Origin of the sequence: Streptomyces sp. CRCS-T-1 (assembly GCF_024442335.1) — a bacterium.
In the GTDB taxonomy this organism is placed as follows: Bacteria; Actinomycetota; Actinomycetes; order Streptomycetales; family Streptomycetaceae; genus Streptomyces; species Streptomyces koelreuteriae.
In genome coordinates this window covers 4492000-4514712 of record NZ_CP101651.1, presented here as the reverse complement: position 1 = coordinate 4514712, position 22713 = coordinate 4492000, and the positions used below count along the sequence as shown (strand labels likewise).

The following is a 22713-nucleotide window of genomic DNA, read 5'->3' as shown; positions in this document are numbered from 1 at the left end:
GCTCAGTCGTCGAGGCCCCCGAAGCCCTGCTCCGCCAGGGCCTTGCCGACGCGCGCGCGGTGGGACGACTCCCAGTCGTCCAGGGTCTGCGCGGCCTCCTTCGCCAGCTTGGCGCGGGCCGCGGTGAGCACCTCCTCGCGGCGGGCCCCGGGCACCACGACGACGCCCTCCTCGTCGGCGACGACCACGTCACCCGGGTCGACGGCGACGCCGCCGCAGGTCACCCGCTCGCCCAGCGGCCGGGCGGCGGCCTTGGTGCCCGGGATGGGGATGACACCGCGCGCGAACACCGGGAAGCGGGCCTCGCGCACCTCGGAGAGGTCGCGGATCAGCCCGTCGAGGACGAACGCGGCGACACCGCGGCGCTGGGCGACGGCACAGACGTTGCCACCGGCCAGCGCGTAGTCCAGGTCGCCCGACTCCACGACGACGACCGAGCCGGGCTCGGCCCGGTAGATCGCGGTGTGCAGCATCAGGTTGTCGCCGGGAGGGCACCGCACGGTGAAGGCAGGCCCGGCCACCCGCGGCACCGGCCCCCACAGGGGCCGGACCCCGATGTCCATGACCTGCCCGCGGCCCAGCAGATCGGCCAGCGTGGTGGTGGGGATGTCCGTGAACGCGTCTGTGTCAGCCATGACATGGACCCTAACCACCCCGCACGCGCGCGTGTCTAGATCGGCAGTGGCCTCCCGTGCACCACTTCCAGCCTCGTCACCGCCCGCGTCAGCACCACGTACAGCCGGTGCAGCCCCCGTTCCTCCGCCTCGGCGATCGCCGCCGGCTCGACGGCCACGACATGGTCGTACTCGAGTCCCTTGACCACGCTCGCCGGCACCAGGGACAGCCGCGCGCCGAGTTCCCCGGGCCCCGCCGCCTCGACACCGGCCGCGTCGAGCGCCGCCCGCACCCGGGGCACATCCGCGTCCGCCGCGACAACCCCGACCGAGCCCTCCTGCCCCAGGGCGTCCCGTACGGCGTCCACCACCGCCGCCGGCACCCCGTCCGTGTCCGTCTCCCGCATCCGCAACTCCCCGTCCCCGCGCAGCGAACGGGCCGCCGGCACGTCCACGTCCAGCCGCTCCAGCAGCCGGTTGGCGAGACCGACGACCGCCTGCGGCACTCGGAATCCGACGGTCAGCTCGACCACGGCCGCGTCCGCTTTCCCCAGGTGCGCCAGGACGGTCGGCCACGACCGTGCCGCCCACGGCGTCGTCCCCTGCGCCAGATCGCCCAGAACCGTCAGCGAACCGAAGGGCGCCCGGCGGGCGATGGCCCGGCACTCCATCGGGGACAGATCCTGCGCCTCGTCGACGACGACATGCCCGTACCCCTCCGGGTGCTCGATCAGCCCGGCCACCTCGTCGAGCAGCACCAGATCGGCGGCCGACCAGCGCGCCGACTTCCACGACCGGGGCGGCGTGCGCCACAGCAGTGCCCGCTGCTCGGCGCCGTCCAGCAGCCCGTCGGCCGCCTCCGCCAACGCCTCGCCGTCGGTGAGCAGTTCGGCCAGGACCTCCTCCGGACGCACCCGGGGCCAGACGGTGTCGAGGTACGCGGACACCGGCCGGGACCGCTCGACCCGGCGCACCCAGGCGTTCGTCGGCGGCCCGGCCCGCCGCTCGACCCGCTCGCGCAGACACCGCACGATCCGCGCCCGTACCCGCTCCCGCCCGACCCCGTACGGCGGTTCCTCCTGCCGTACGTCCGCGACGATCCGTGCCAGCTCCGCCTCCGGTACCCGCCAGCGGTACGAGCCGTCCGGCACGGCGAGCGAGCCCGCCCCCTCGGTGCGCACGCGCGCGTACAGCGCCCGCCGCAGTACCTCCGCCATCCGGGCGTCGTGCTTGACGACGGCGGCGCACTCGTCGTCGGTACCGCGGACCGGCCACCGGGCGATCTCCTCGGCGAGCGTCGACTGCCGCACCCCCGTCTCGCCGAGGGCGGGCAGCACCTCCGCGATGTACGACAGGAACGTGCGGTTGGGCCCGAGGATCAGCAGGCCGCCGCGCCGGATGCGCTGCGGGTGCGTGTAGAGCAGATACGCGGCCCGGTGCAGGCCGACGGCCGTCTTGCCGGTGCCCGGCGCGCCCTGCACGCACACCGACATCGCCAGGTCCCCGCGTACGAGGTCGTCCTGCTCGGGCTGGATGGTCGCGGCGATGTCCCGCATGGGCCCGACGCGGGGCCGCTCGATCTCCCGGGCGACGATCGCGCTGGCCCTGGCCTCCCCCTGCCCCAGGCTCTCGTCCTCCAGGCCGGTCAGATCGCCGGAGTCCCCGCGACTGCCGGCCGCCCACCCGAACCGTCGGCGTACGGCGACGCCCTGCGGATCACGGGCGGAGGACTGGTAGAAGGCACGCGAGACGGGTGCGCGCCAGTCGACGACGAGGGGCGGTTCGGCCGGGTGCTCGGAGATGCGCAGCCGCCCGATGTGCAGCGGCCCACCGGCCCTCTTGAACTCCAGGGCCCCGAAGAACAACGGCCCCTCGGGCAGTTCGCGCAAGGCCTTGGCCTGGCTGCGCAGCCGGTACCCGAGCACCTCCGCGTCGACCCCGGACGCCGACACGTCCTCCCCGATGACGACCTGTTCACCGGCGCCCTCGACCATCGCGGCGAGGGCGGCCCGGCAGCGCTCGTGGTGGGCGCGTTCCCGGTCGAGTACGTGCTGAAGGGCAGGCTCGGTCGACGTCATCCCACCGAGCCTAGAGCAAAAACGTAACCGAGTTAAATTTATTACTCACTCTCACCGCGAGCCCGTGAACGGCCGACGGGCGGCAACCCGGCCCCCAGCCACCCGAACGCCCGATCCGCCGCAGCCACCGCATCCGCCCGCACGTCCGCCACCCGTTCCCCCGCCGCGATCCGCCGCCAGTTCTCCAGCGCGAGCACCCGCAGCACGGCCATGATCTGCCCGGCCGCCAGCCGCGCGTCCAGATCACCCCCGAGCACCTCGGCCAGCGCCGCCTCCGACCGCTCCTGGTGCGTATGCGCACGGGCGACCAGGGAGGGCGTCCCGTAGAGCAGGGCGTGGAAGGCGAGCACCTGGGGATGGTCGTTGAGCCCGGTCACCGGATCGTTCCGCTCCAGCCCCTCCAGAAAATGCCGCCGCAACGCCTCCACCGGCGGCCCCTCCCCCTCCGCCACCACCCGCGCGGCCTCCCCCTCGTGGTCGGCGATCCGGTACAGCACCAGATCCTCCTTCGCCGGGAAGTACCGGAACAGCGTCGGCTTGGAGATCTCGGCCGCCGCCGCCACCTCGGCGACGGACACCGCGTCGAACCCCTTCTCCAGGAAGAGCCGCACCGCGACGTCCGACACGACCTCGTACATCCGCCGCTTCTTGCGCTCACGCAGCCCGGTCTCGCTCATGGGGCGAGCCTACGCAGGGGCGACAGGCCCGAGGGCCTGTCGTTTGGATCACGCCGCAGACGCGGGGTCTGGCACGCACATCTGCCGCGTTGTCGTCGGTTGCCGATTCCCCCACGCTCGGCTTCGCTCGCGCGGGAGGTGCCCCCATCGCATCGCCGCCCTCCTCCGCCTTGCAGCTGCACGCACCAGACCCCGCTCACCGGCGATGACAAGATGCTGCCGATTCCCTGCGACCTGATCCAAACGACAGGCCCTACGCCAGCGCGCGGGCGAGATACGGGTTCGCCGTGGATCTGACCGGGAGGCCGAGCGAGCCCGTGGCGACCGCCAGCGTCACCGCGTAGGAGTCCACCGCCCGCCGCACGTTCGGGGCGTCCAGGCTCGCGCCGGTCACGATGCGGTCCAGGTCGACGTACGCGGACCGCACGATCTCCAGCCAGCGGTACACCCGCCAGTCCTCGCGCCAGTCGCGGGTGTACTCCTCGGGCAGCCCGCGCTCCCAGCGGCGGAACATGCGGTCCCGGATCTCCGGCCGGGTCGGTGTGAGGTGCATGTGCCGGACGAGGTCGTAGAGGGGATCGCCGACCACGGCCATCTCCCAGTCGATGATGGTCAGCGCCCGGTCGTCGTCGCGCCGGACGAGGTTCCAGGGGTTCAGGTCCCCGTGCAGCAGGGCGGGCTTGCGCTGGCTCACCTCGTGCCGGGAGAGGATCAGCTGCAACCGGTCCGCGTCGGGCAGCCCGAGATGCCGGGCCAGTTGCTGCGACTCCTTGGGCAGGTCCCGCACCAGGGAGATGAGCTGATCCCGCAGCCAGCGATGGAAGGCCCCCTCACCGGCGGTCGGATCGATCTGCTCGTACCGCACCCGCGTCAGGTCGCAGAGCTGGTCCACCAGTCCGTCCGCCTCGTGCGGCAGCAGTCCGTGGACGGGGTGGTTGGGGGGCCGGTCGACGTCCCCCGGCCCGACGTAGGTGTGGATGGCGATGGTGTCGCTCTGGAACGTCTCGCCCAGCGCGAGCACCCGCGGCGCCGCCACCTGGGTGGAGGACTCCTCGATCGCGCGCAGCACGGTGTGCTCGCTGAGGAAGCCGCGCTCCCGGCGGCACACCTCGGGCAGCTTCCGCCGTACGACCACCGGGAAGTCGACGCCCGGCACCGACACCACCGTGTTCAGGTGCGCGGTCCCCTTGAAGACCCTGCCCGCGGGGGCGGCGCCCTCGGCCAGCAGGGCCTCCCGGACGGCTGCGGCCGGGAAGTCGGGGCGCTCCGGAACACGCCGGTCGGGCAGCCACTCGAACGCCTTCGCGATCCAGGCCCGGCCGCTGATGTCCCCGTTCATCCGCGACACCAGCCAGCGGAAGAGGGCCCGCCTGATCTCGCCCTCACGCGGCACGCTCCCGAGCCGCAGCGGCTCCGCCGCCGCGTCGAGGGCCCGTCGCACCTCGGCCGTCGCCTCGTCCAGGCTCGTCTGCGTGAACGATTCCTCCAGCGAGCGGGCGGCGCGCATCACGTCGGGGAAGACCGACTGGGCCCGCTCGAACGCCAGGTAGTGCCGCAGATCCTTGGCCAGTCCGTTGACGGCGGCCGGCCGGACCTCCTGCATGGCCTCGGCCCACGCGTCGACCACCTCGGCCCACTGATGGGCCGGATAGCGCATGCGCACCAGGTGCGTGGCCAGGTCGTGCAGCGGGTCGCCGTAGGTCGCCAGCTCCCAGTCGACGCAGATGAGGGGCGGGTCGCCCGCGTAGGACACGATCACGTTGTCCCGGTGCAGATCGGCGTGGAGCAGGCTGTACGGCCGCCGGGCCATGGCGGGGACGCGTCCGGCCAGTGAGGCGAGAGCGTCCTCCGGGATGCCCAGCGCAGCGAACAGCCCGCCGAAGGAGGCCCAGTTGGGCCGTCTGATCTGCCGGTCGGCCAGCTTGACCAGGGTCTGGAGGAAGCCCTGGCTGTCCATGTCGTTGCGGGGCCAGGCGGCCGGCAGGGCGGGCAGTGCCCCGCGCCGTACCTGGGCCATCTGGGCGAGCAGTCCGGCCAGCGCCTTGATGAGCAGGGTGTCGACGGGCTTGCCGTTGTCGCAGACGCTGGAGAGCGGTACGCCCTCCACAAAGCTGTGGATCGCGAAGTCGCTCCGCTTGACCAGGCACCGCGGCGCGTGCGGCAGGATCCCCCGGACGGCATCGAGGATCTCCGCCTCGTCCTGCCAGGTCCGGATGACCACGGGCAGCGCGTCCGGCCGCCGGATACGGACGGTCACCGACGTCCCGGCCTCACGTCCGACCAGCCGGGCCATGCCCTCCGTCAACGGCAGGACGTAATTGCGGTTGTGATGGCCGCTGCTCGCCTGGCCCAGCTCGGCGGCCAGCCTGACGAAGGCCCGGTACGCGGCGTCGTGCGAGGCGCGCTCCCCGAGGAAGGGACGGGGAAGAGGAGGTGCGCCCACTGGCCGCTCCGGAAGTACGAGAAGGGGAGGACGGTATGGCAAACGGTAGGTTCGCGGCCGGTTCCACGCCTGGCGGGTGAGCCAATGAGAGTGGATTTGCCACCCATCCGCACGAGACGGCGTGGACTCGTTCTATGGTGGCCGGTTGCCCCTTCGGATACGAACGAGAGCGGCGTTTGACTCAATCGGTGCGCGGTGCGGGAATGCTACACCCGCCCGCCCCCTCTGCCCCCGCACGCCTCCCCGGCGCTTTTCGTCACTGGGGCCCCTCGGCCAACAGGTCCCAGACGGAGTCGTACCACCGGCGCATGGTGTCCACGAAGATGGTCCCGGCCGAGTCCGGGTCGTCGTCCTGCACATGGTGCGTCAGCGTGGCGCCGAGGCCCAGGACGTCGAGCGCCCGCACCTGGTCCCCGCTCTCCAGGACCAGGGCCCGCTCGACGACCCGGTACAGGCCGTGCAGCACCTCCGCCCCGTTGATGACGTACAGCTTGAAGGTCGGTGTGAGGGGGGCGTGCCTGATCTCGAGGTCGACGGAGGGGACCAGCTTCTCCGCCCGCAGCCCCTCCAGGACCTGGTGCAGGGACTCCGTGCTCCGCCTGGTGATGGTGCGGAAGCGGTCCCGCAGACGGTGGGCGTCCTCGTCGTTCACGGCCCGGGGGTAGGGCAGCTCCAGCGACTCCGACGGCAGCAGCATGCGCAGGGCGATGCGCTCGGGCGCGATGACGCCGGCGCGGATGCGTTCGTCCTGACGGCGGATGTGGACGTCCAGCGACTCCGAGGTCAGCGTATAGACGTCCAGGGTGACTTCGGGCTGCTCGAACGCCTCGCTGATGAGCGGGTCCAGGGTCATCGGCCGCCGGGACCGGGTGGCCCTGGCGGTCTCGGACTGGATGCGCTGGTTCTTGATGACCCGGGCCCTCGTCCCCTGCCGGTTCTCGATCCAGCTCTCGTTGCCCAGTTCCTGGATGACCCGCTGCACGGTGTCCCGGGAGACACCGAACTCCTCGGCGAGCTCGCGCTGCGAGGGCAGCAGAGCCCCCCGCGGATACGTCCCGTCCGCCATCCGCGTCCGCAGCTCCTCCGTCACACGCCGGAACGCCCTGCCGTCACCACTCCGCCTGGCCGTCACACGACGTACGTACCGCCGTCGGCCGACAAGCAAACAGGTTTGGTTCAGGCAAGCAGTCCGACCAACTTGCCGGTTAAGGGATCAAGTTGACCGGGCATGCCTGATATCAGCAGGCAACCAGGCAAGTGGACCGACGAGTTGCCTGACCCACCGGCCGGGACGGGAGGCGACGCCATGACGACGCAGTGGCGTCAGGGAGCCGGGCTACGCGGCCCGCAGCAGCTCCAGCAGCGGCTCCAGGGACGTCAGGACCAACCCGGCCCCGGCGTCCTTCAGGATCTTGGCCTTGCGTTCGTTGCGGGCGTAGCCCAGGAACGGCACCCCGGCGTGGGACGCCGCCTCGTGGTCGGAGGGGGTGTCGCCGATCATCAGGGCGTCGGACGGAGCCGCGCCCATCGCGCTCAGCGCGCGGTTGAGGCAGTGCGGGTCCGGCTTCAGATGACGCAGTTCCTGGGTGCGGCCGTAGATGTGGGGCTGGAAGCAGCCGACGAGGCCGCGGCCCGTGAGGTACTCGACGACCACGAGCGGGGAGTTGTTGGTAGTGATCGCCAGCCGGGCCCCCACCGCGGTCCAGGTGCGGATCAGCGGGTCCGCGTACGCGGTCGGCATCGCCGAAGACGCGGCCAGCCGCTCCTCCTGGGTGAGGCGCGCCTCCAGATCGGCGACCAGATCACTGCCGGGGTGCCGGCGGTCCACGGCGCGCAGCACCACGTGCGGGTCGAGGGACTCCCGCTCGGCCTCCGTCAGCAGCCCGTGCAGCCCCCGGCCCTCCAGCCAGGACACCAGGTCGCTCGCCACCCGTTCCGCCGAATGGTTGGCGAACAGCCGGCAGATGGGCCCGTCGAAGTCCCACAGCACGACACGGGCGCGTCTGCTGAGGTTCCGGAGTTCGCGCGGATCGCTTTCCGTCTGGACTGTCACCGCACCGGTCTGCGTCGTATCAGAAGTCACTAGGAGAGTGTCAGGTCCGTCGTGATGGTTTCCCAGAGGGCGTCGAACCACTTCTGGGATTCCTGGACGAACGCCGCGTCCCGCTGGCCCGCTCGCTTCAGGAAGGAGAAGAGGAGGGACTGGGAGCCGAGGACGTCGTACATGTCCAGGGTCTGGCTGCCCCACTCCTCCTCGCGCCTGGTGAGCATGTAGTAGCCGATCAGCGCCTCCTCCTGGTTGAGGAGGTACAGCTTCACCGGCGGGGTGAAGGGCAGCGCGCGGAACGTGACGTGCACGTCGATGCCGTGCGTGGAGCGCAGGGCCAGGAAGTTGTGCTGGAGGACCTGGCCCTGGGCGTTGCGCATGGACAGCCAGCGCTGGTGGACCGGGTTGTCGTCGCCGTGGGCCTCCACGGGGACGGGGAAGGCCAGCTCGATGTCCCGGGAGGGGACGAGGATGCGGACATCGATCGACTCGGGGCGGATACGGCCCTCGTGGATCAGACGGAGCGGTTCGCCGATGGCGACCATCAGGGTCTCCGCGGTGTGGCAGACGACATCGACCCTCACACGGCGGGCCGAGAACGCCTCCGTGAGGCGGGGCGCCAGGCCGACCATCGTCGGCTGGGGCTCGCCCCGGGCCGGGGCGGGCGCGGCGATCCTCGGGGGGCTGCCCTTGCTGACGTTGGTGAGGAGGCCGTCCTCCTGGAGTGCCCGCAGGGCCTGGCGGACGGCGCCGCGTTCCACGCCGAACTCCTCCGCGAGTTCGGCCTGGGTGGGCAGGCGGTCCCCGGGCTTGAGCTCGCCCGTGCGGATGCGTTCCCGCAGGCTGTCGGCGATCTCCTGGGGCGAGAGCCTTCTGCTGCCGTTCACTGCCACGTTCTCCGCCACGTTCTCCTGGGTCACGACCAAACGCTACAACTTTGATCCATCTGGCGGGAGTTGTTTGAAAGTTGTTTATGACTAGGGGCCAAGTGGGGACAACTTAATCAGAGTTGGTTGCCAACTCCTTGGAGTTGGCGGAAGTTTTGCTTCCGGACTTCCGAAGGGGGAAACCAATGCCCGCCCTCGCTCTCCTCGCAGCCATCGCAGTCTTCACCTTCGAGCAGTTCATCGAGTGGAAGTACGGCCCGGCCGGCATCGTCGGCCTGCTCCTTCTCACCGTGGGCCTCAAGGCCAACAACTCGGCGGTCAGCTCCACCGGAGCCGTCGTGATCGCGCTCCTGCTCCTGAGGACCGCCCTATGAGTTCGTGAGCACCAGCTCCGAACTGATCGTCTCCCACAGCGCGTTGAACCACAGATGCGACTGCTCGACGAAGGTCGTGTCACGCAGGCCCGGTCCCTGCCGGAAGGAGAACAGCATCGACTGGGAGCCCTGCGCGTCGAACATCTCCCGCTGCTCATGGTCGATCTCGGCCTCCCGGCGCGTCAGCGTGTAGTACGCGAACAGCGCCTCCGAGCCGTTGAGCAGATACAGCTTCACCGGCGGGGTGAAGGGCAGCGCCCGGAACGTGACGTGTACGTCGATGCCGTGCGTGGCACGCAGGGCCAGCAGATTGTGCTGGAGGACCTGCCCCTGGGCGTTGCGCATCGCCAGCCACCGCCCGTGCACCCAGTCGTCGCCGCGCCCCCCGACCGGCACCGGGAAGGCGAGGTCGATGTCCCGGCTGGGCAGCAGGACCCGGACGTCGACCTTGGCCGGTTTCAGCCGTCCGGCGTGGATCTGCCGCAGCGGCTCTCCGATCGCCAGCGTGAGGGAGATGGACGTCAGGCACACCGCGTCGATCTCGACGTGTTCCGCCGCGAACGCCGCCGCGATCCGGGGCGCGAGACCCACGGTCGTGGGCACGGGCGGGGCTTGTGGGCCGGTCAGCGCCCTGGCGGGATCGGAGGCGACGGTCGCCGGGCTCCCCTTGGACACGTTGGTGAGCAGCTGCTCGGACTGCAGGATGCGCAGCGCCTGGCGCACGGCACCGCGCTCGACGCCGAACTCGTCGGCGAGCTGCGCCTGCGTCGGCATGCGCTCACCGGACCGCAGCGCCCCTGACCTGATCCGGGCGCGCAGTTCGTCGGCCACCTGTTGATGTGTTCTCTGTGGCCGTTGCGACCTCTTCGGCCCATGGGCGGAGGTGTGTTCCGGGTCCACAACCAAACACTACAACTTCCCGCCATCTTCCGGCAGTTCAGCGCAGGGTGGTTATGAGACGCGTCCAAGCGGCTATAAGTACAGTGAAGTTGGTCGCCAACTTTGCCATCCACCTTCCACCGACGGGCCTCCCTTCCGGAGGGGAGCCGGGAGCCCGGTCGGTGTGTACAGAAGGGAGCGGCTCAGAACATGTCCGGGCACCAAGGCCGCCTGGACGTACGCAGCAGGGCGTCGGCCTTCCGGGCGGCGCCCGCTCGTTCTTCCCGCACCCGCCCCAGCGCCGCCAGCCGCACCGCCGACTCGTCCCCCAGCCACAGCGCCCCCAGCTCGCCGATCTCCAGGGCGAGTTCCGCGCTCTCGGTGGTCGGCTCGCAGGACGCCCCCGCGGCGGAGGCCTCCAGCCGGTACCGCCCGCCGGTCAGCCCGTCCACACCGGCGACCTCCAGCACCAGCGACCCCTCCCCCTCATACGTCCGCGCCTCCAGCGCCCGTACGACGTCCAGGATCCGCACCCACAGGAAGTCCGCCTGCGAGGTGATCCTGGCCGCCCGCGGATCCGGCAGGAAGTGCGGGAGCAGGTCGTCGGGCGCCCGCCAGCCGCTCTTCACCTTCACGACCCAGTCGATCGAGCAGAGGTACTGCCACAGGGCGCGCTCCGCGGCCGGACTCACCCCGATCAGCCATTGCACGGTCGCCGTGTTCAACGGCTGCTTGGCCTCGCCCCAGTGGTCGTCGACCGCGTAGGCGGCCATGCCCTCGACCTCGCCGGACGCCGAGCGGTACACGGCGAAGAAGGGCGTCTTCCCCGCCGGGTCGAGCCGCAGGGCGCCGGTGTTCAGCTGCCACCACCACTCGTCGCGGTCGATGGCGCCGGGCTGGGTACGCCGCACCCGCTCGTGCAGTTCGGGGCCGAGCTTGCGGACGTCGTCGCCGTCCACCAGGTCGATCCGCCCGCCGTCCGCCGGGCCCGCCCAGCGCGCGTCGAGACCGGCACGCGGCACATCGACCGTCCACTCGGACATCCAGGTCGCCGGCCCGAAGCCGTACCGGCCGTAGATCGGGTACTCGGCGGCGATCAGCGTCGCGACGACGTCCCCGCGCTCCTTCGCGGCCGCCAGGTCCCGCGCCATCATCCGGCTGAGCAGCCCGCGGCGGCGGTGGGTCGCGGTGACGGTGACTCCCGTGACGGCGTCGGCCGGGACGCTCGCCCCGCCCACGACCGTGAGCTGCTGCTCGAAGGACCGGAAGGTCGCCACGCACCGGCCGCCGTCGAAGGCACCGAGGAAGCGACCCGGGACGAACTTCCGGCGACGGGCCTCCAGCTCCTCCGCGGGCACGACGGGCCCTCGCAGGAAGCCGGTGTGCACGGCACGCATCCATTCGGCGTGTTCGGCTTCGGCGACGGGGCGTATGTCGATGTCGGCTTCGCGGGTCATGGGCTCACGCTAGGGGGAGGGCCGGTCGGTGTCGCGCGGATTTTCCGGGCACCGGCCCTCCCCCCGCCGGGTGCGGCTCAGACCAGCAGGTCGTCGACCTGCGCCTCCCCCTCGCGGTACCGGCGGGCGATCTCCGTGCTGCACTCGTCGGCCCTGCGCTGGAGCCGCTGCCGTCGCCGGGAGACCTGCTGCTCGTAGCGCACGAGCCGGCCCATCGCCGTGGTCAGCTCCTGGTCGGTGCGCGCGCCGAGGTCGGACAGCTCGACCTCGCCGAGCATCTCCGCGGCCAGCCGCCGGGACTCCTCGCCCTGCGGGGTGGAGAGGGTCACATGGCGGGCCGAGGAGCGGTGCCGGGCCGGGGCGTCCCGCAGGATCTCCGCCAGCCGCTCCACGACGGACACCTCCGCGGGGGCGGCGACGGCGGCCGCGTCCGCCGGTGCGCGCCGCGCCAACTCCGCGCGCAGGATGTCGATCCGCCCCTGGAGCAGCCGCCGTACATAGCTGAGATCGGCCTCGTCGCGCTGGGCCTCGCGGCGCAGGGTGCGCAGCTCGGTCAGGCTCAGCGCGGTCCGATCGGGCTCGGGAGCGTCCGAGGGCAGCCGCGGGCTGTCCGTGCGCTGGGTGGGCGGCCGGTGGTACTCCGTCGCGCCGATCCCCGTGTACGTCGACCAGACAGCCCCCGACTGCTGCCCGGTGCTTGATGTGCTCATGTGCCTCAACCGTCCCCTCGACCGGTGTGTGCATGCATCGTGCCACCCCAAGTGGCCGCTATGGGAACGAGTGCCCCCGATAGACCCCAGATGGGCGGTTAAGCAGCAAAATACGGCCGGGCAGGGCCCGTTGGCGCCCGGCGCAAACCACCCGTTCGTGCCATGCGCACACCACCCGCGGCGTGACGTTCACCGCCCTGCATGATGGACGTATGCGAGCAGTGGTGCAGAGGGTGGACGGCGCGAGCGTCGTCGTGGACGGCGAGACCGTGGGCGCGATCGAGGGCGAGGGGCTGTGCGTCCTCGTCGGAGTCACCCACGAGGACACCAAGGAGAAGGCGGCCCAGCTCGCCCGCAAGCTGTGGTCGATCCGCATGCTGCACGACGAGAAGTCGTGCAGCGACATCGACGCCCCGCTCCTGGTGATCAGCCAGTTCACGCTCTACGGCGACGCCCGCAAGGGCCGCCGCCCCACCTGGAACGCCGCCGCCCCCGGCGATGTCGCCGAGCCCCTGGTCGACGAGGTGGTCGCCCAGCTGCGCTCGCTCGGCGCGACGGTGGCCACGGGCCGCTTCGGGGCGGCGATGCGTGTATCACTGACGAACGACGGCCCGTTCACCGTGCAGATCGAAATCTGACCCGAAAGATCTACAAGTCGTACGGCGCGACGACGACTTGCGGCACGAAGGCCTCTGAGGCCTACGGCTCGACGACGGCTTCCTGGGCCGCGGCCGTGTCCCCGGCCACCAGCCGGGCGTCCAGGGCCACGTTCCGCTTCACCAGCGCGAGGGCGACCGGCCCCAGCTCGTGGTGGCGTACGGAGGTCGTGATGAAGCCGATCTTCCGGCCGTCGGGGCCGTCGTCCGCGAGCCGGACCTCGGTGCCCGCCACCGGCAGATGGACCTCGCTGCCGTCCAGGTGCAGGAAGACCAGCCGGCGCGGCGGCTTGCCCAGGTTCTGCACGCGGGCGACCGTCTCCTGCCCCCGGTAGCAGCCCTTCTGCAGATGCACCGCCGAGCCGATCCAGCCCAGCTCGTGCGGGATGGTGCGGTGGTCGGTCTCGAAACCGAGCCGGGGCCGGTGCTGCTCCACGCGCAGCGCCTCGTAGGCCAGGATCCCGGCAGGCGGCCCGGCCTGCCCGGCGAACGCCTCCAGGTCGGCGCGCGGCAGGAACAGATCCCGGCCGTGCGGCGTCTCGCGTACGACGGCGCCCTCGGGCACCTCGGCGATGGAGCCGGCCGGCAGATGCACCACGGCGGTGTCGGCCGTGCGGTCGGCGACCTCGACCCGGTAGAAGAACTTCATCGACTCCAGGTACGCGATCAGCGCCTCCTGGGTGCCCGGCTCCACATGGGCCCAGACCGTCTCGCCGTCGTCGACGAGATACAGGGCGTGCTCGATGTGGCCGTTCGCGGAGAGGATCAGCGCCTCGGTGGCCCGGCCCACGGGCAGCTCGCTCATGTGCTGGGTGAGCAGCAGGTGCAGCCAGGCCAGCCGGTCGTCGCCGGTGACGGCGACGACGCCCCGGTGGGAGAGGTCCACGAATCCGGTGCCGTCGGCGAGGGCACGCTGCTCGCGGAACAGGTCGCCGTAGTGGGCGGCGACGCCTTCGTCCACGCCCTCGGCGGGGACGGCGCCGGGCAGGGTCAGCAGGGGGCTCTTCATATACGTAAGCCTACGACTCGGTAGTTGAAGCCTTGAGCGTGCAGTCCCGGCATCGGCCGAAGATCGCGAAGTGCTTCATGTCGGTGTCGAAGCCGAAGGTCTGCCGCAGCTTGTCGGTGAACTCGGCGGCCACGGAGACGTCCGCCTCGATGACGTTCTGGCAGTCACGGCAGACCAGGTGGAGATGGTGGTGCCGATCCGCGAGGTGGTAGGTCGGCGCCCCGTGTCCCAGATGGGCGTGGCTGACCAGCCCGAGCTCCTCCAGGAGCTCCAGGGTCCGGTAGACGGTGGAGACGTTGACCCCCGACGCGGTTTTCCTCACTTCCACGAGGATGTCGTCGGGGGTCGCGTGCTCCAGGGTGTCCACGGCTTCGAGCACGAGTTGCCGCTGCGGGGTCAGCCGGTAGCCGCGCTGCCGCAGATCGCTCTTCCAGTCGGTGCTCACCACACCTCGAGTCTAGAACTACTTGAAGAAGGCGATGCCGTCGTCCGGCATGTCGTCGGGCAGGGCCTTGGCCCAGCGCTCGACCTCTTCCGGGGTGACGACCTTCTTCAGATGGGCGGACATGTAGGGGCGCAGTTCGACCTCGGGGGTCTGCTTCTCGCCGACCCACATCAGGTCGCTCTTGACGTAGCCGTAGAGCCGCTTGCCGCCGGTGTACGGCTGGGAGGCGGCCGTGCGGGCGACGGCGTCGGTGACCAGGTCGATCTGGGGCTTCTGGTCGGCCAGCTCGCCGTACCAGATCTCGATGACGCCGTCGTCGCGGGTCATCGTCACCTCGACCTTGCGGTTCGGGTCGATGCGCCAGAAGCCGTGCTCGGACTCCAGGGGACGGACCTTGTTGCCGTCGTTGTCGAGCACCCAGGAGTGCGAGTGGTACTCCAGGAAGTCCCGGCCGTCGTGGGTGAAGGTGACCTCCTGCCCGAAGTTGCACTTCTCGGAGCCGGGGAAGTCGTGCACACCGGCACCCGCCCAGTTGCCCAGCAGGAAGGCGAGCGGGACGAGGTCCTTGTGGAGGTCGGACGGGATCTCGATCATGGGAACTTCCTAGACGGGGGTCAGCGCTGGCCCTGGTACAGCTTCTTCACGGTCAGCCCGGCGAAGGCGAGGACGCCGACGGCGACCAGGACCAGCAGGATTTCGAAGAAAAGCTCCACGGGGTGCTCCTTGAGCGGGGTGCGAATGGGTGCACAGGGCCGAGGCCAGCTTACGCGGGCGCCTTCGGCACTTCGATTCCGGACTACGCTTCCGGCTATGGCGAAGAAGCTGGTGATCAAGGTGACGGCGGGGGCCGATGCCCCCGAGCGGTGCTCGCAGGCGTTCACGGTGGCGGCGGTCGCCGTGGCCAGCGGCGTCGAGGTCTCCCTGTGGCTGACCGGTGAGTCCGCCTGGTTCGCCCTGCCCGGCCGGGCCGCCGACTTCGACCTCCCGCACGCGGCCCCGCTGCCCGACCTGCTCGACTCGATCCTCGCGGCCGGCCGCGTCACGCTGTGCACGCAGTGCGCGGCCCGCCGGGAGATCACGGAGAAGGACGTCATCGAGGGGGTCCGCATCGCGGGCGCGCAGGTCTTCGTCCAGGAGGCCATGGCGGACGAGGCACAGGCGCTCGTGTACTGAGCCGCGCGGGACCGGGGGGCTCCTACCGGCGCTTCTTGCCGTCCAGCTCGTCCCACCACTCGTCGGACTGGGGATCCCCGGACGGGTCGTCCCACCAGCGGTCGTCGGGCCCCCGGCGGTTCGCGACCATCGCGGCGACGGGCGGGATGACCATGGCCACGACGCACATGCCGACGGCCACGGGAATCGACCAGAGGCGCACGACGCCCCAGGCCAGGACGAAGAGCGCGATGCAGCCGCCCATCATCAGGAAGTACGTGCGCCGCCGTCGTGCGTACATACCTCCAGCGTAGATCCGGGCAGCCCGAAGGGCCGCACCCCAGGCGTCCAACCCGGGGGGTGCGGCCCTTGAGAACCTGCTCGCCGTCAGACGGCGATCGCGACCTCCGCCAGTCCGCCCTGCTGGGCGACGACCGTGCGGTCGGCGGTGGCGCCGGGCACGAGGGCACGAACGGTCCAGGTGCCCTCGGCCGCGTAGAAGCGGAACTGTCCGGTCGCCGAGGTCGGCACCTCGGCCGTGAACTCGCCGGTGGAGTCCAGCAGACGGACGTAGCCCACCACGGGCTCGCCGTCCTTGGTCACCTGACCCTGGATCGTGGTCTCACCGGGCTTGATCGTCGAGGCGTCGGGGCCGCCGGCCTTCGCACCACACATGTCGTACTCCTGAAGAGGTCTGGAAAGGTCGGTCCGGTTCTTTACTTGTTGGCGCCGAGCTCGATCGGCACGCCCACCAGGGAGCCGTACTCGGTCCAGGAGCCGTCGTAGTTCTTGACGTTCTCCACACCGAGCAGCTCGTGCAGCACGAACCAGGTCAGCGCGGAGCGCTCACCGATGCGGCAGTAGGCGATGGTGTCCTTGGCCAGGTCGACCTGCTCCTCGGCGTAGAGCTCCTTGAGCTCGTCGTCCGACTTGAAGGTGCCGTCGTCGTTGGCGTTCTTGGACCACGGGATGTTCCGGGCGCTCGGCACGTGGCCGGGGCGCTGGGACTGCTCCTGCGGCAGGTGGGCCGGGGCGAGCAGCTTGCCGGAGAACTCGTCGGGCGAACGCACGTCGACCAGGTTCTGCGAGCCGATGGCCGCCACGACGTCGTCGCGGAAGGCGCGGATGGACGTGTTCTGGGCCTTGGCCTTGTAGTCCGTCTTCGGACGCTCCGGCACCTCGTCGCCGGCGACGAGCTCGCGGGCGTCGAGCTCCCACTTCTTGCGGCCGCCGTCGAGGAGCTTGACGTTGTCGTGGCCGTACAGCTTGAAGTACCAGTACGCGTACGAGGCGAACCAGTTGTTGTTGCCGCCGTACAGGACCACCGTGTGGTCGTTGCCGATGCCCTTCTCCGACAGGAGCTTCTCGAAGCCCTCCTGCGTCACGAAGTCACGGCGGACCGGGTCCTGGAGGTCCTTGGTCCAGTCGATGCGGATCGCGTTCTTGATGTGGTTCTTGTCGTACGCGGACGTGTCCTCGTCGACCTCCACGATCGCGAGGCTCGGGTTGTCCAGGTTCTCCTGAAGCCAGTCGGCGTCGACCAGGACGTCGCTGCGGCTCATGCTCTTTCTCCTCCGGGGCAGTTACGGCGGGGCGTGCGAGGTATGCGGGCGCGCGCCCTGACGAGGGCGGCGCACGGGTGCCCTTGCTGCAGGGCGGCGGGGATGCGCGCGTCGGAACAGGCCGACGCGGTCGCTCAGAAGGTGCGACAGAGCATGGCGGCGACGCGGCACAGGTCTACTGCCCGCCGCTTCGTGAGATCCGCCTGTCGCTTCATGCCGTCGATCGTAGGGACGGTCGGGTGCGCATGTCACCGGTGTGTCGCATATTGAGACGCAAAGATCCGCCATATGGGATCAGCGACCTGTCCGTGCGGTCCCCGCACGGTTTCCGGCCGCCTGTATTCGCCATCACATCTACGCTGCGGACTCCGCCGTCTCGCCCACCGGACAGCCCTGGTCGGCGCCGCCTCGCGCCTTGCCTACCCGGCGAGTCGGACGTTGGAACCCTTCACGGTGATCTCCACCCCGTTCGGCGCCGCCTGGACCTTGTCCAGCTGGATGCCGCCGGGCAGGCCGTCGATCTTCTGCTGGAAGTCGGTGATGGCCCGGACGCGGGACTCGGCGATGTCGACGCCGCCGAACGTGGGCAGGCCGTCGGCCTTCACCCGCACCTCGCCGTCGACCACCGTCACCGAGCTGAGCACGGAGACCGGCTCGGGCAGCTTGGTGCCGAGGACGGTGGCCTCGACGGTGACCTTGATCTTGCCGTTGCCGCCGTCGGAGAGGCCGACGACGTTGGCGGTGACGCCCGGGGCGACCTGGGTCGGTTCGGACTTCGCCGTCTTCAGCAGCTCGTCGTAGGCGATGGTCGCGGTGCCGGTGGCGCTGGTGGCCGTGGCGGAGCTGTAGTCGCCGGAGAACTCGACGCCCTGCATGTCGGCCTTGAGGTCGTCGATCCGGATCTTCTGGGCGCCGTTGCCCGCGGCGGCCTCGTAGTCCTGGATGCCGACCTCGATGTCGTCCAGGGAACCGCCGGCGACCTGGGTGAGGAACGGGAAGCCCTTGATGGAGACATCGGGGTTCGCCGAGAGGTTCTCCGTCGTCTTCAGACGGTCGGCGGCCTCGTCCTCGGCGAAGTTCACCGCGACGCGGTCGGCGATCACGAAGAGCCCGCCCAGGATCACGACGACGATCAGCAGTATTCGCAGTGCGCGCATACGGTGTTTCCCCCACCTCGGCGGTTGGACGGCGGTCCGGTCCCTGACGACCGGGTGGCCGCCCAAGCGTGAGGGTAACTCCGTGGGATGTGAGCGCCCGGGATTTGTCGATCATCTGTGACAGGCGCTCAGGGAACCGCGCGTCAGGCCAGGGCCCGCCCCAGGACGTACACCGCCGGGGCCGCGGCCGACAGGGGCAGGGCGACTCCCGCGGTGAAGTGGACGAAGCGGGAGGGGTAGTCGTAGCTCGCGACCCGGTGGCCGATCAGGGCGCAGGCGCCCGCGCCCGCCCCGAGGAAGGCGCCGTGCGTGCCCAGGTCCGTCAGGGTGCCGACCGCGCTGCCCGCCCCGGCCGCCGCGAGCAGCGCCACCACCACGGACGCCACCGTGCGCGGCGGCGGTACGAGAGCCCGGGCCAGGACCGCGACGGCCACCGCCACCGCGCCCACCGTCACCGCGTCCGCGTCGGCCGCGAGATAGCCGCCCGCGACGATCGCCAGCGCCGCCGCCGCGACCGTCGCCATCAGGCCGTACATCCGCTCGTCCGGGTCGGCGTGCGAGCGCAGTTGCAGGACGAGGGAGAGCAGCACCCAGACACCGAGCGTGCCGAGGATCGCCGACGGCGAGCGGCCCGACACCAGCAGCGCCGCGTCCGCGGCCAGCGCGCCCGCGAAGCCCAGCGCGATGCCCTGCCGGGCCGGCCACATGCCGTTCAGCCGGAACCAGCCGGCGGCGGTGACGGCCTGGAGGGCGACGAGCGGCACCAGGAGCGCGTACGTGCCGATGGCCGCGGCACCCGCCAGCAGCAGCCCGAGCAGTGCCGTCAGCGCGGCCGGCTGCATCCCCGGCTCGATGATCGGCGACCGCCCCTCCGCCCGCGCCCGCTGCGCGTCGGTGACGCGGGTGTTCCCAGCGACGGTGGCGGGGCCGTACCCGGAATCGGGAGCGGGAGCCTCAGGGGCCGCCGCCTCGGGGGCGGGCGCCGCGTACCCCTGCGGGGGCAGATACGCCGTCTCCTCCGCCGCCGCCGTCACCGGCTGGTGCGTCTGCGTCTCCCAGGTCTGCCCCTGCCACTGCTGCGTGTACTGGGTGTGCTGCGGGTGCTGCGGCTGCTGGGGGTGCTGCTGGTACTGCTGGTGCTGGGGGTACTGCTGGGCGGCGTACGGATCGTCGTACGGCTGCTGCTGGCCGGGCCACGCCTGCGGCTGCTGCTGCGGCTGCCCGTAGGGGTCGTAGCCCTCGTGCGGCTGGTTGCTCATCGTCATCCTCCTGCGAACGGCGGGAGCACCTCGACCGTGCCGCCGTCGGCCAGCCGTACCGTCTCATGTCCGCGGGTGCCCACGGGGTCACCGTCGACGAGGAACGAGCATCGCAGCAGGACACGCTCGAGTTCGCCGGGGTGTCGCTCGCGCACCCCGTCGAGCGCCTCGGCGAGCGTGACCGCCTCGTACGGCTCCTCGGCCACCCCGGCCGCGGCCTTGGCGGCGGCCCAGTAGCGCACCGTGACCTTTGGCATCTGCTTCCTCAATCGCTCGTCGGTGAACTCCGTCAGGCTAGCCCGCCCGGCCGACGGCCCAGTCCCCGATACGCCCCAGCAACGCCTCGCTCACGGCGTGCTCGGCATGCCCCATGCCGGGCTCCACCCACAGTTCGCCCTGGTCACCCGCGGCCGCGGCCAGCATGCGGGGGTGGTCGAGGGGGAAGTAGCCGTCGGCGTCGCCGTGCACGATCAGCAGGGGCGTGGGCGCGATCCTCGCCGCCGCCTCCACCGGGGAGAGGGGGACCGGGTCCCAGTCCCGGTGGTGGATGCGCGTACCGAATCCGTACCGGCTCACCGCCCGGCCCTCGGGCCGCGTCACCAGCCAGTGCAGCCGGCGCATCGGCGCCGTCCCCCGGTAGTACCAGCGCGCGGGCGCGCTCACGGACACCACCGCGTCCGTGCCCGCCTCGTACAGCGCCGCGTGCCGCAGCACCACCGACCCGCCCATGGAGAACCCCACCGTCACCACGCGCGCGTGCCCGAGCTCCCGGGCCCACTCCACGGCCACCGCCAGGTCGAGCACCTCCCGGTCCCCGACCGTGGACCGCCCGCCGGACGCCCCGTGGCCCCGGAAGGAGAAGGTGACGACGGCCCCGTGCCGGGCGAACGCCTCGGCCACCCGTCGCACATGCGGCCGGTCCACGGCACCGGTGAAGCCATGGGCGACGACGAACACGGGATGAGCGGAAGGCGTCCGGGAAGCGTCGTATACAGCGGTACCCGGGTCGTATACGGCGTCGATCGTCACACCGTCGGCAGCGCGCAAAAAGGTGCGCAGCGGAGTCCGCACAGGCGTTCTGGCATCCGTCTCGGAGTTCGGACGAACGATGGAACGCGCCACATGACCTGCCGGACCAGAGCTCATGTGGGCTATTCTGCTGGGCAGAGGACTCGGGCAGCGTTGCCCCCGGGTCCTTTTGTGCTTTCGGAAGCGTTGTATACGAAGCGGGAAACCGCAGGTGTACGGGGCCTTCGGGATCGCAGAGCGGTGCTGTTGCCAACAAACGTCCTCGCAGGGACCGAGGAGGAACCAGACGTATGAGTTCTCTGCTGCTCCTGACCAACGCCCTCCAGCCGTCGACGGAGGTGCTCCCCGCCCTCGGCCTGCTTCTGCACAACGTGCGAGTGGCCCCCGCGGAGGGCCCCGCCCTCGTCGACACCCCGGGTGCCGATGTCATCCTCGTCGACGGCCGGCGCGATCTGCCGCAGGTCCGCAGCCTGTGCCAGCTGCTGCGCTCGACCGGACCGGGCTGCCCGCTGATCCTCGTCGTCACCGAGGGCGGTCTCGCCGCCGTCACCGCCGACTGGGGCATCGACGACGTCCTGCTCGACACCGCCGGACCGGCGGAGGTCGAGGCCCGGCTGCGGCTGTCCATGGGACGCCAGCAGATCGTCAGCGACGACTCCCCGATGGAGATCCGCAACGGCGACCTGTCGGTCGACGAGGCGACCTACTCCGCCAAGCTCAAGGGCCGCGTCCTCGACCTCACCTTCAAGGAGTTCGAGCTCCTGAAGTACCTCGCCCAGCACCCCGGCCGCGTCTTCACCCGCGCCCAGCTCCTGCAAGAGGTGTGGGGCTACGACTACTTCGGCGGTACGCGCACGGTCGACGTCCACGTACGACGACTGCGCGCCAAGCTCGGGCCGGAGCACGAGTCGCTGATCGGCACCGTCCGCAACGTCGGTTATCGATTCGTTACGCCGGAGAAGGTGGAGCGCGCCGCCGAGGAGGCAAAGGCGAAAGCGGCCAAAGCAAAGCAGGACAGTGCGGACAAGTCGGCCGCCCTGGAAGCCGCCGAGGCACGCGCCAAGGCGTAAAGAGGCGTATTGCGGTGCCCGCCTGGGCATCGCTTTCCGCAGGGTCCGCGAACAGCTACCGAACGGTAGTCGGGATATCGCACGGAAGCCCCTTTACGCCCTGCCCAGAGCCGGTATATCCGCGTAGACTCCGCGCGTGGCCAAGGTGACTCGGGATGATGTGGCGCGGCTGGCAGGGACTTCCACTGCCGTGGTCAGCTATGTCATCAACAACGGACCCCGGCCGGTCGCCCCGGCCACGCGCGAGCGTGTACTCGCCGCGATCAAGGAACTGGGGTACCGGCCCGACCGCGTGGCCCAGGCCATGGCGTCCCGGCGTACGGATCTCATAGGCCTGATCGTGCCGGACGCGCGCCAGCCCTTCTTCGGGGAGATGGCGCACGCGGTGGAACAGGCCGCGTCCGAGCGCGGAAAGATGGTGCTCGTCGGGAACTCCGACTACATCGGCGAGCGCGAGGTCCACTACCTGCGCGCCTTCCTCGGCATGCGCGTCTCGGGGCTCATCCTCGTCAGCCACGCGCTCAACGACCTGGCCGCGGCCGAGATCGAGGCCTGGGACGCCCGGGTCGTCCTGCTGCACGAGCGGCCCGAGGCCATAGACGACGTCGCCGTCGTCACGGACGACCTGGGCGGCGCCCAGCTCGCCGTACGCCACCTCCTGGAGCACGGCTACGAGTACGTGGCCTGTATGGGCGGCATCGCGGAGACCCCCGCGGTCGGCGACCCGGTCTCCGACCACGTCGAGGGCTGGCGGCGCGCGATGGACGAGGCCGGCATCTCCACGGAGGGCCGCCTCTTCGAGGCCCTCTACAACCGCTACGACGCCTACCAGGCCGCCCTGAAGATCCTCTCCGGCCCCGAGCGTCCGCCCGCGATCTTCTGCTCCACCGACGACCAGGCCCTCGGCCTGCTGCGGGCTGCGCGCGAGCTGCGGATCGACGTCCCGGGCGAGCTGGCCGTGGCCGGCTTCGACGACATCAAGGAAGCGGCGCTCGCCGACCCGCCCCTGACGACGATCGCCTCCGACCGCTCGGCGATGGCCCGCGCGGCGGTGGACCTCGTCCTCGACGACGGCCTGCGGGTCGCGGGGGCCCGGCGGGAGCGGCTGAAGGTGTTCCCGTCGAGGCTGGTGACGCGGCAGTCCTGCGGCTGCGCGTAGCCTCCGGCGGCTCTGCGGCAGGGCGTCTTTATATCGGGCATACGAGGTT

At 70.9% G+C, this 22713-nt stretch carries 26 protein-coding genes; 5 read left to right on the top strand and 21 right to left on the bottom strand.

Annotation, left to right across the window (positions count from 1 at the left end):
• Nucleotides 1–2: 2 nt before the first annotated feature.
• From NNW99_RS20490 to NNW99_RS20460, 7 genes are all read right to left on the bottom strand, one after another.
• Nucleotides 3–635 (bottom strand): RraA family protein, encoded by a 633-nt coding sequence (locus tag NNW99_RS20490; RefSeq protein WP_215120584.1) that lies wholly within the window; start codon nt 633–635, stop codon nt 3–5.
• A gap of 35 nt (nt 636–670) precedes the next feature.
• Complete coding sequence (locus NNW99_RS20485; RefSeq protein WP_215120583.1) at nt 671–2692, bottom strand: AAA family ATPase; 2022 nt, start codon at nt 2690–2692, stop codon at nt 671–673.
• Between the two features lie 41 nt (nt 2693–2733).
• Nucleotides 2734–3369 (bottom strand): TetR family transcriptional regulator, encoded by a 636-nt coding sequence (locus tag NNW99_RS20480; protein ID WP_215120582.1) that lies wholly within the window; start codon nt 3367–3369, stop codon nt 2734–2736.
• 253 nt (nt 3370–3622) lie between these two features.
• Complete coding sequence (locus tag NNW99_RS20475; protein WP_215120581.1) at nt 3623–5812, bottom strand: phosphotransferase family protein; 2190 nt, start codon at nt 5810–5812, stop codon at nt 3623–3625.
• A 256-nt stretch (nt 5813–6068) separates the two neighbouring features.
• Complete coding sequence (locus tag NNW99_RS20470; protein ID WP_215120580.1) at nt 6069–6944, bottom strand: winged helix-turn-helix domain-containing protein; 876 nt, start codon at nt 6942–6944, stop codon at nt 6069–6071.
• 204 nt (nt 6945–7148) lie between these two features.
• Nucleotides 7149–7865: an HAD family hydrolase gene (locus NNW99_RS20465; RefSeq protein ID WP_251057872.1), complete on the bottom strand. Its 717-nt coding sequence runs from the start codon at nt 7863–7865 to the stop codon at nt 7149–7151.
• A 29-nt stretch (nt 7866–7894) separates the two neighbouring features.
• The gene (locus tag NNW99_RS20460; RefSeq protein WP_251057871.1) at nt 7895–8785 is read right to left on the bottom strand and encodes a winged helix-turn-helix domain-containing protein; all 891 of its coding nucleotides are present in this window, start codon (nt 8783–8785) and stop codon (nt 7895–7897) included.
• A gap of 146 nt (nt 8786–8931) precedes the next feature.
• On the opposite strand from NNW99_RS20460, the gene NNW99_RS20455 reads away from it, so the two are divergent.
• On the top strand, nt 8932–9120 hold the full coding sequence (locus NNW99_RS20455) for a hypothetical protein (protein ID WP_215120578.1): 189 nt from the start codon (nt 8932–8934) through the stop codon (nt 9118–9120).
• On the opposite strand, the gene NNW99_RS20450 is transcribed toward NNW99_RS20455, so the two are convergent.
• The 3 genes from NNW99_RS20450 to NNW99_RS20440 all read right to left on the bottom strand — a co-directional run bounded on the left by NNW99_RS20450 (nt 9115) and on the right by NNW99_RS20440 (nt 12166).
• Nucleotides 9115–10026 (bottom strand): FadR/GntR family transcriptional regulator, encoded by a 912-nt coding sequence (locus tag NNW99_RS20450; protein ID WP_215120577.1) that lies wholly within the window; start codon nt 10024–10026, stop codon nt 9115–9117. The two genes, NNW99_RS20455 and NNW99_RS20450, sit on opposite strands and share 6 nt — an antisense overlap.
• A gap of 176 nt (nt 10027–10202) precedes the next feature.
• Nucleotides 10203–11456 (bottom strand): GNAT family N-acetyltransferase, encoded by a 1254-nt coding sequence (locus NNW99_RS20445; protein WP_215120576.1) that lies wholly within the window; start codon nt 11454–11456, stop codon nt 10203–10205.
• Nucleotides 11457–11533: 77 nt separating this feature from the next.
• Nucleotides 11534–12166 carry an aerial mycelium formation protein gene (locus NNW99_RS20440; protein ID WP_215120575.1) on the bottom strand — a complete coding sequence of 211 codons (633 nt, stop codon included), beginning with the start codon at nt 12164–12166 and terminating at the stop codon, nt 11534–11536.
• Between the two features lie 212 nt (nt 12167–12378).
• Here NNW99_RS20440 and dtd point away from each other — a divergent pair, with 212 nt between their 5' ends.
• Nucleotides 12379–12804 (top strand): D-aminoacyl-tRNA deacylase, encoded by a 426-nt coding sequence (gene dtd, locus NNW99_RS20435; RefSeq protein WP_030242984.1) that lies wholly within the window; start codon nt 12379–12381, stop codon nt 12802–12804.
• 61 nt (nt 12805–12865) lie between these two features.
• Here dtd and NNW99_RS20430 read toward each other — a convergent pair whose 3' ends face one another.
• Genes NNW99_RS20430 through NNW99_RS20420 form a run of 3 tightly spaced genes read right to left on the bottom strand, consistent with a single transcriptional unit; the run spans nt 12866 to nt 14870 of the window.
• Nucleotides 12866–13831, bottom strand: coding sequence for a folate-binding protein YgfZ (locus NNW99_RS20430; RefSeq protein WP_215120574.1), 966 nt, complete (start codon nt 13829–13831; stop codon nt 12866–12868).
• A 10-nt stretch (nt 13832–13841) separates the two neighbouring features.
• Nucleotides 13842–14279, bottom strand: coding sequence for a Fur family transcriptional regulator (locus NNW99_RS20425; protein ID WP_215120573.1), 438 nt, complete (start codon nt 14277–14279; stop codon nt 13842–13844).
• 15 nt (nt 14280–14294) lie between these two features.
• Nucleotides 14295–14870, bottom strand: a complete 576-nt coding sequence (locus NNW99_RS20420; protein WP_215120572.1) for an FABP family protein — start codon at nt 14868–14870, stop codon at nt 14295–14297.
• 216 nt (nt 14871–15086) lie between these two features.
• Between NNW99_RS20420 and NNW99_RS20415 the strand changes: the two genes are divergently transcribed.
• Nucleotides 15087–15449 carry a DsrE family protein gene (locus NNW99_RS20415; protein WP_215120571.1) on the top strand — a complete coding sequence of 121 codons (363 nt, stop codon included), beginning with the start codon at nt 15087–15089 and terminating at the stop codon, nt 15447–15449.
• Nucleotides 15450–15471: 22 nt separating this feature from the next.
• Here the strand turns inward: NNW99_RS20415 and NNW99_RS20410 are convergent, their stop codons facing one another.
• The 8 genes from NNW99_RS20410 to NNW99_RS20380 form a co-directional block, all read right to left on the bottom strand.
• Nucleotides 15472–15729: a DUF3099 domain-containing protein gene (locus NNW99_RS20410; RefSeq protein ID WP_215120570.1), complete on the bottom strand. Its 258-nt coding sequence runs from the start codon at nt 15727–15729 to the stop codon at nt 15472–15474.
• A gap of 86 nt (nt 15730–15815) precedes the next feature.
• The gene (locus NNW99_RS20405; RefSeq protein ID WP_003991226.1) at nt 15816–16103 is read right to left on the bottom strand and encodes a DUF1416 domain-containing protein; all 288 of its coding nucleotides are present in this window, start codon (nt 16101–16103) and stop codon (nt 15816–15818) included.
• Between the two features lie 41 nt (nt 16104–16144).
• Nucleotides 16145–16990 (bottom strand): sulfurtransferase, encoded by an 846-nt coding sequence (locus tag NNW99_RS20400; RefSeq protein ID WP_215120569.1) that lies wholly within the window; start codon nt 16988–16990, stop codon nt 16145–16147.
• A gap of 134 nt (nt 16991–17124) precedes the next feature.
• Nucleotides 17125–17205, bottom strand: a complete 81-nt coding sequence (locus NNW99_RS39155) for a putative leader peptide (RefSeq protein WP_350310325.1) — start codon at nt 17203–17205, stop codon at nt 17125–17127.
• Nucleotides 17206–17409: 204 nt separating this feature from the next.
• On the bottom strand, nt 17410–18147 hold the full coding sequence (locus NNW99_RS20395) for a DUF2993 domain-containing protein (protein ID WP_215120568.1): 738 nt from the start codon (nt 18145–18147) through the stop codon (nt 17410–17412).
• A 143-nt stretch (nt 18148–18290) separates the two neighbouring features.
• The gene (locus tag NNW99_RS20390) at nt 18291–19406 is read right to left on the bottom strand and encodes a hypothetical protein (RefSeq protein ID WP_215120567.1); all 1116 of its coding nucleotides are present in this window, start codon (nt 19404–19406) and stop codon (nt 18291–18293) included.
• A gap of 2 nt (nt 19407–19408) precedes the next feature.
• Nucleotides 19409–19663, bottom strand: a complete 255-nt coding sequence (locus tag NNW99_RS20385; RefSeq protein ID WP_215120566.1) for a MoaD/ThiS family protein — start codon at nt 19661–19663, stop codon at nt 19409–19411.
• A 37-nt stretch (nt 19664–19700) separates the two neighbouring features.
• On the bottom strand, nt 19701–20552 hold the full coding sequence (locus tag NNW99_RS20380; RefSeq protein WP_215120565.1) for an alpha/beta hydrolase: 852 nt from the start codon (nt 20550–20552) through the stop codon (nt 19701–19703).
• A gap of 173 nt (nt 20553–20725) precedes the next feature.
• Here NNW99_RS20380 and NNW99_RS20375 point away from each other — a divergent pair, with 173 nt between their 5' ends.
• Both NNW99_RS20375 and NNW99_RS20370 read left to right on the top strand, forming a co-directional pair.
• Nucleotides 20726–21505, top strand: a complete 780-nt coding sequence (locus tag NNW99_RS20375; protein ID WP_215120564.1) for a response regulator transcription factor — start codon at nt 20726–20728, stop codon at nt 21503–21505.
• A gap of 136 nt (nt 21506–21641) precedes the next feature.
• A complete protein-coding gene (locus tag NNW99_RS20370; RefSeq protein ID WP_215120563.1) occupies nt 21642–22664 on the top strand; it encodes a LacI family DNA-binding transcriptional regulator in 1023 nt (340 codons plus the stop codon).
• The last annotated feature ends 49 nt before the right edge of the window (nt 22665–22713 follow it).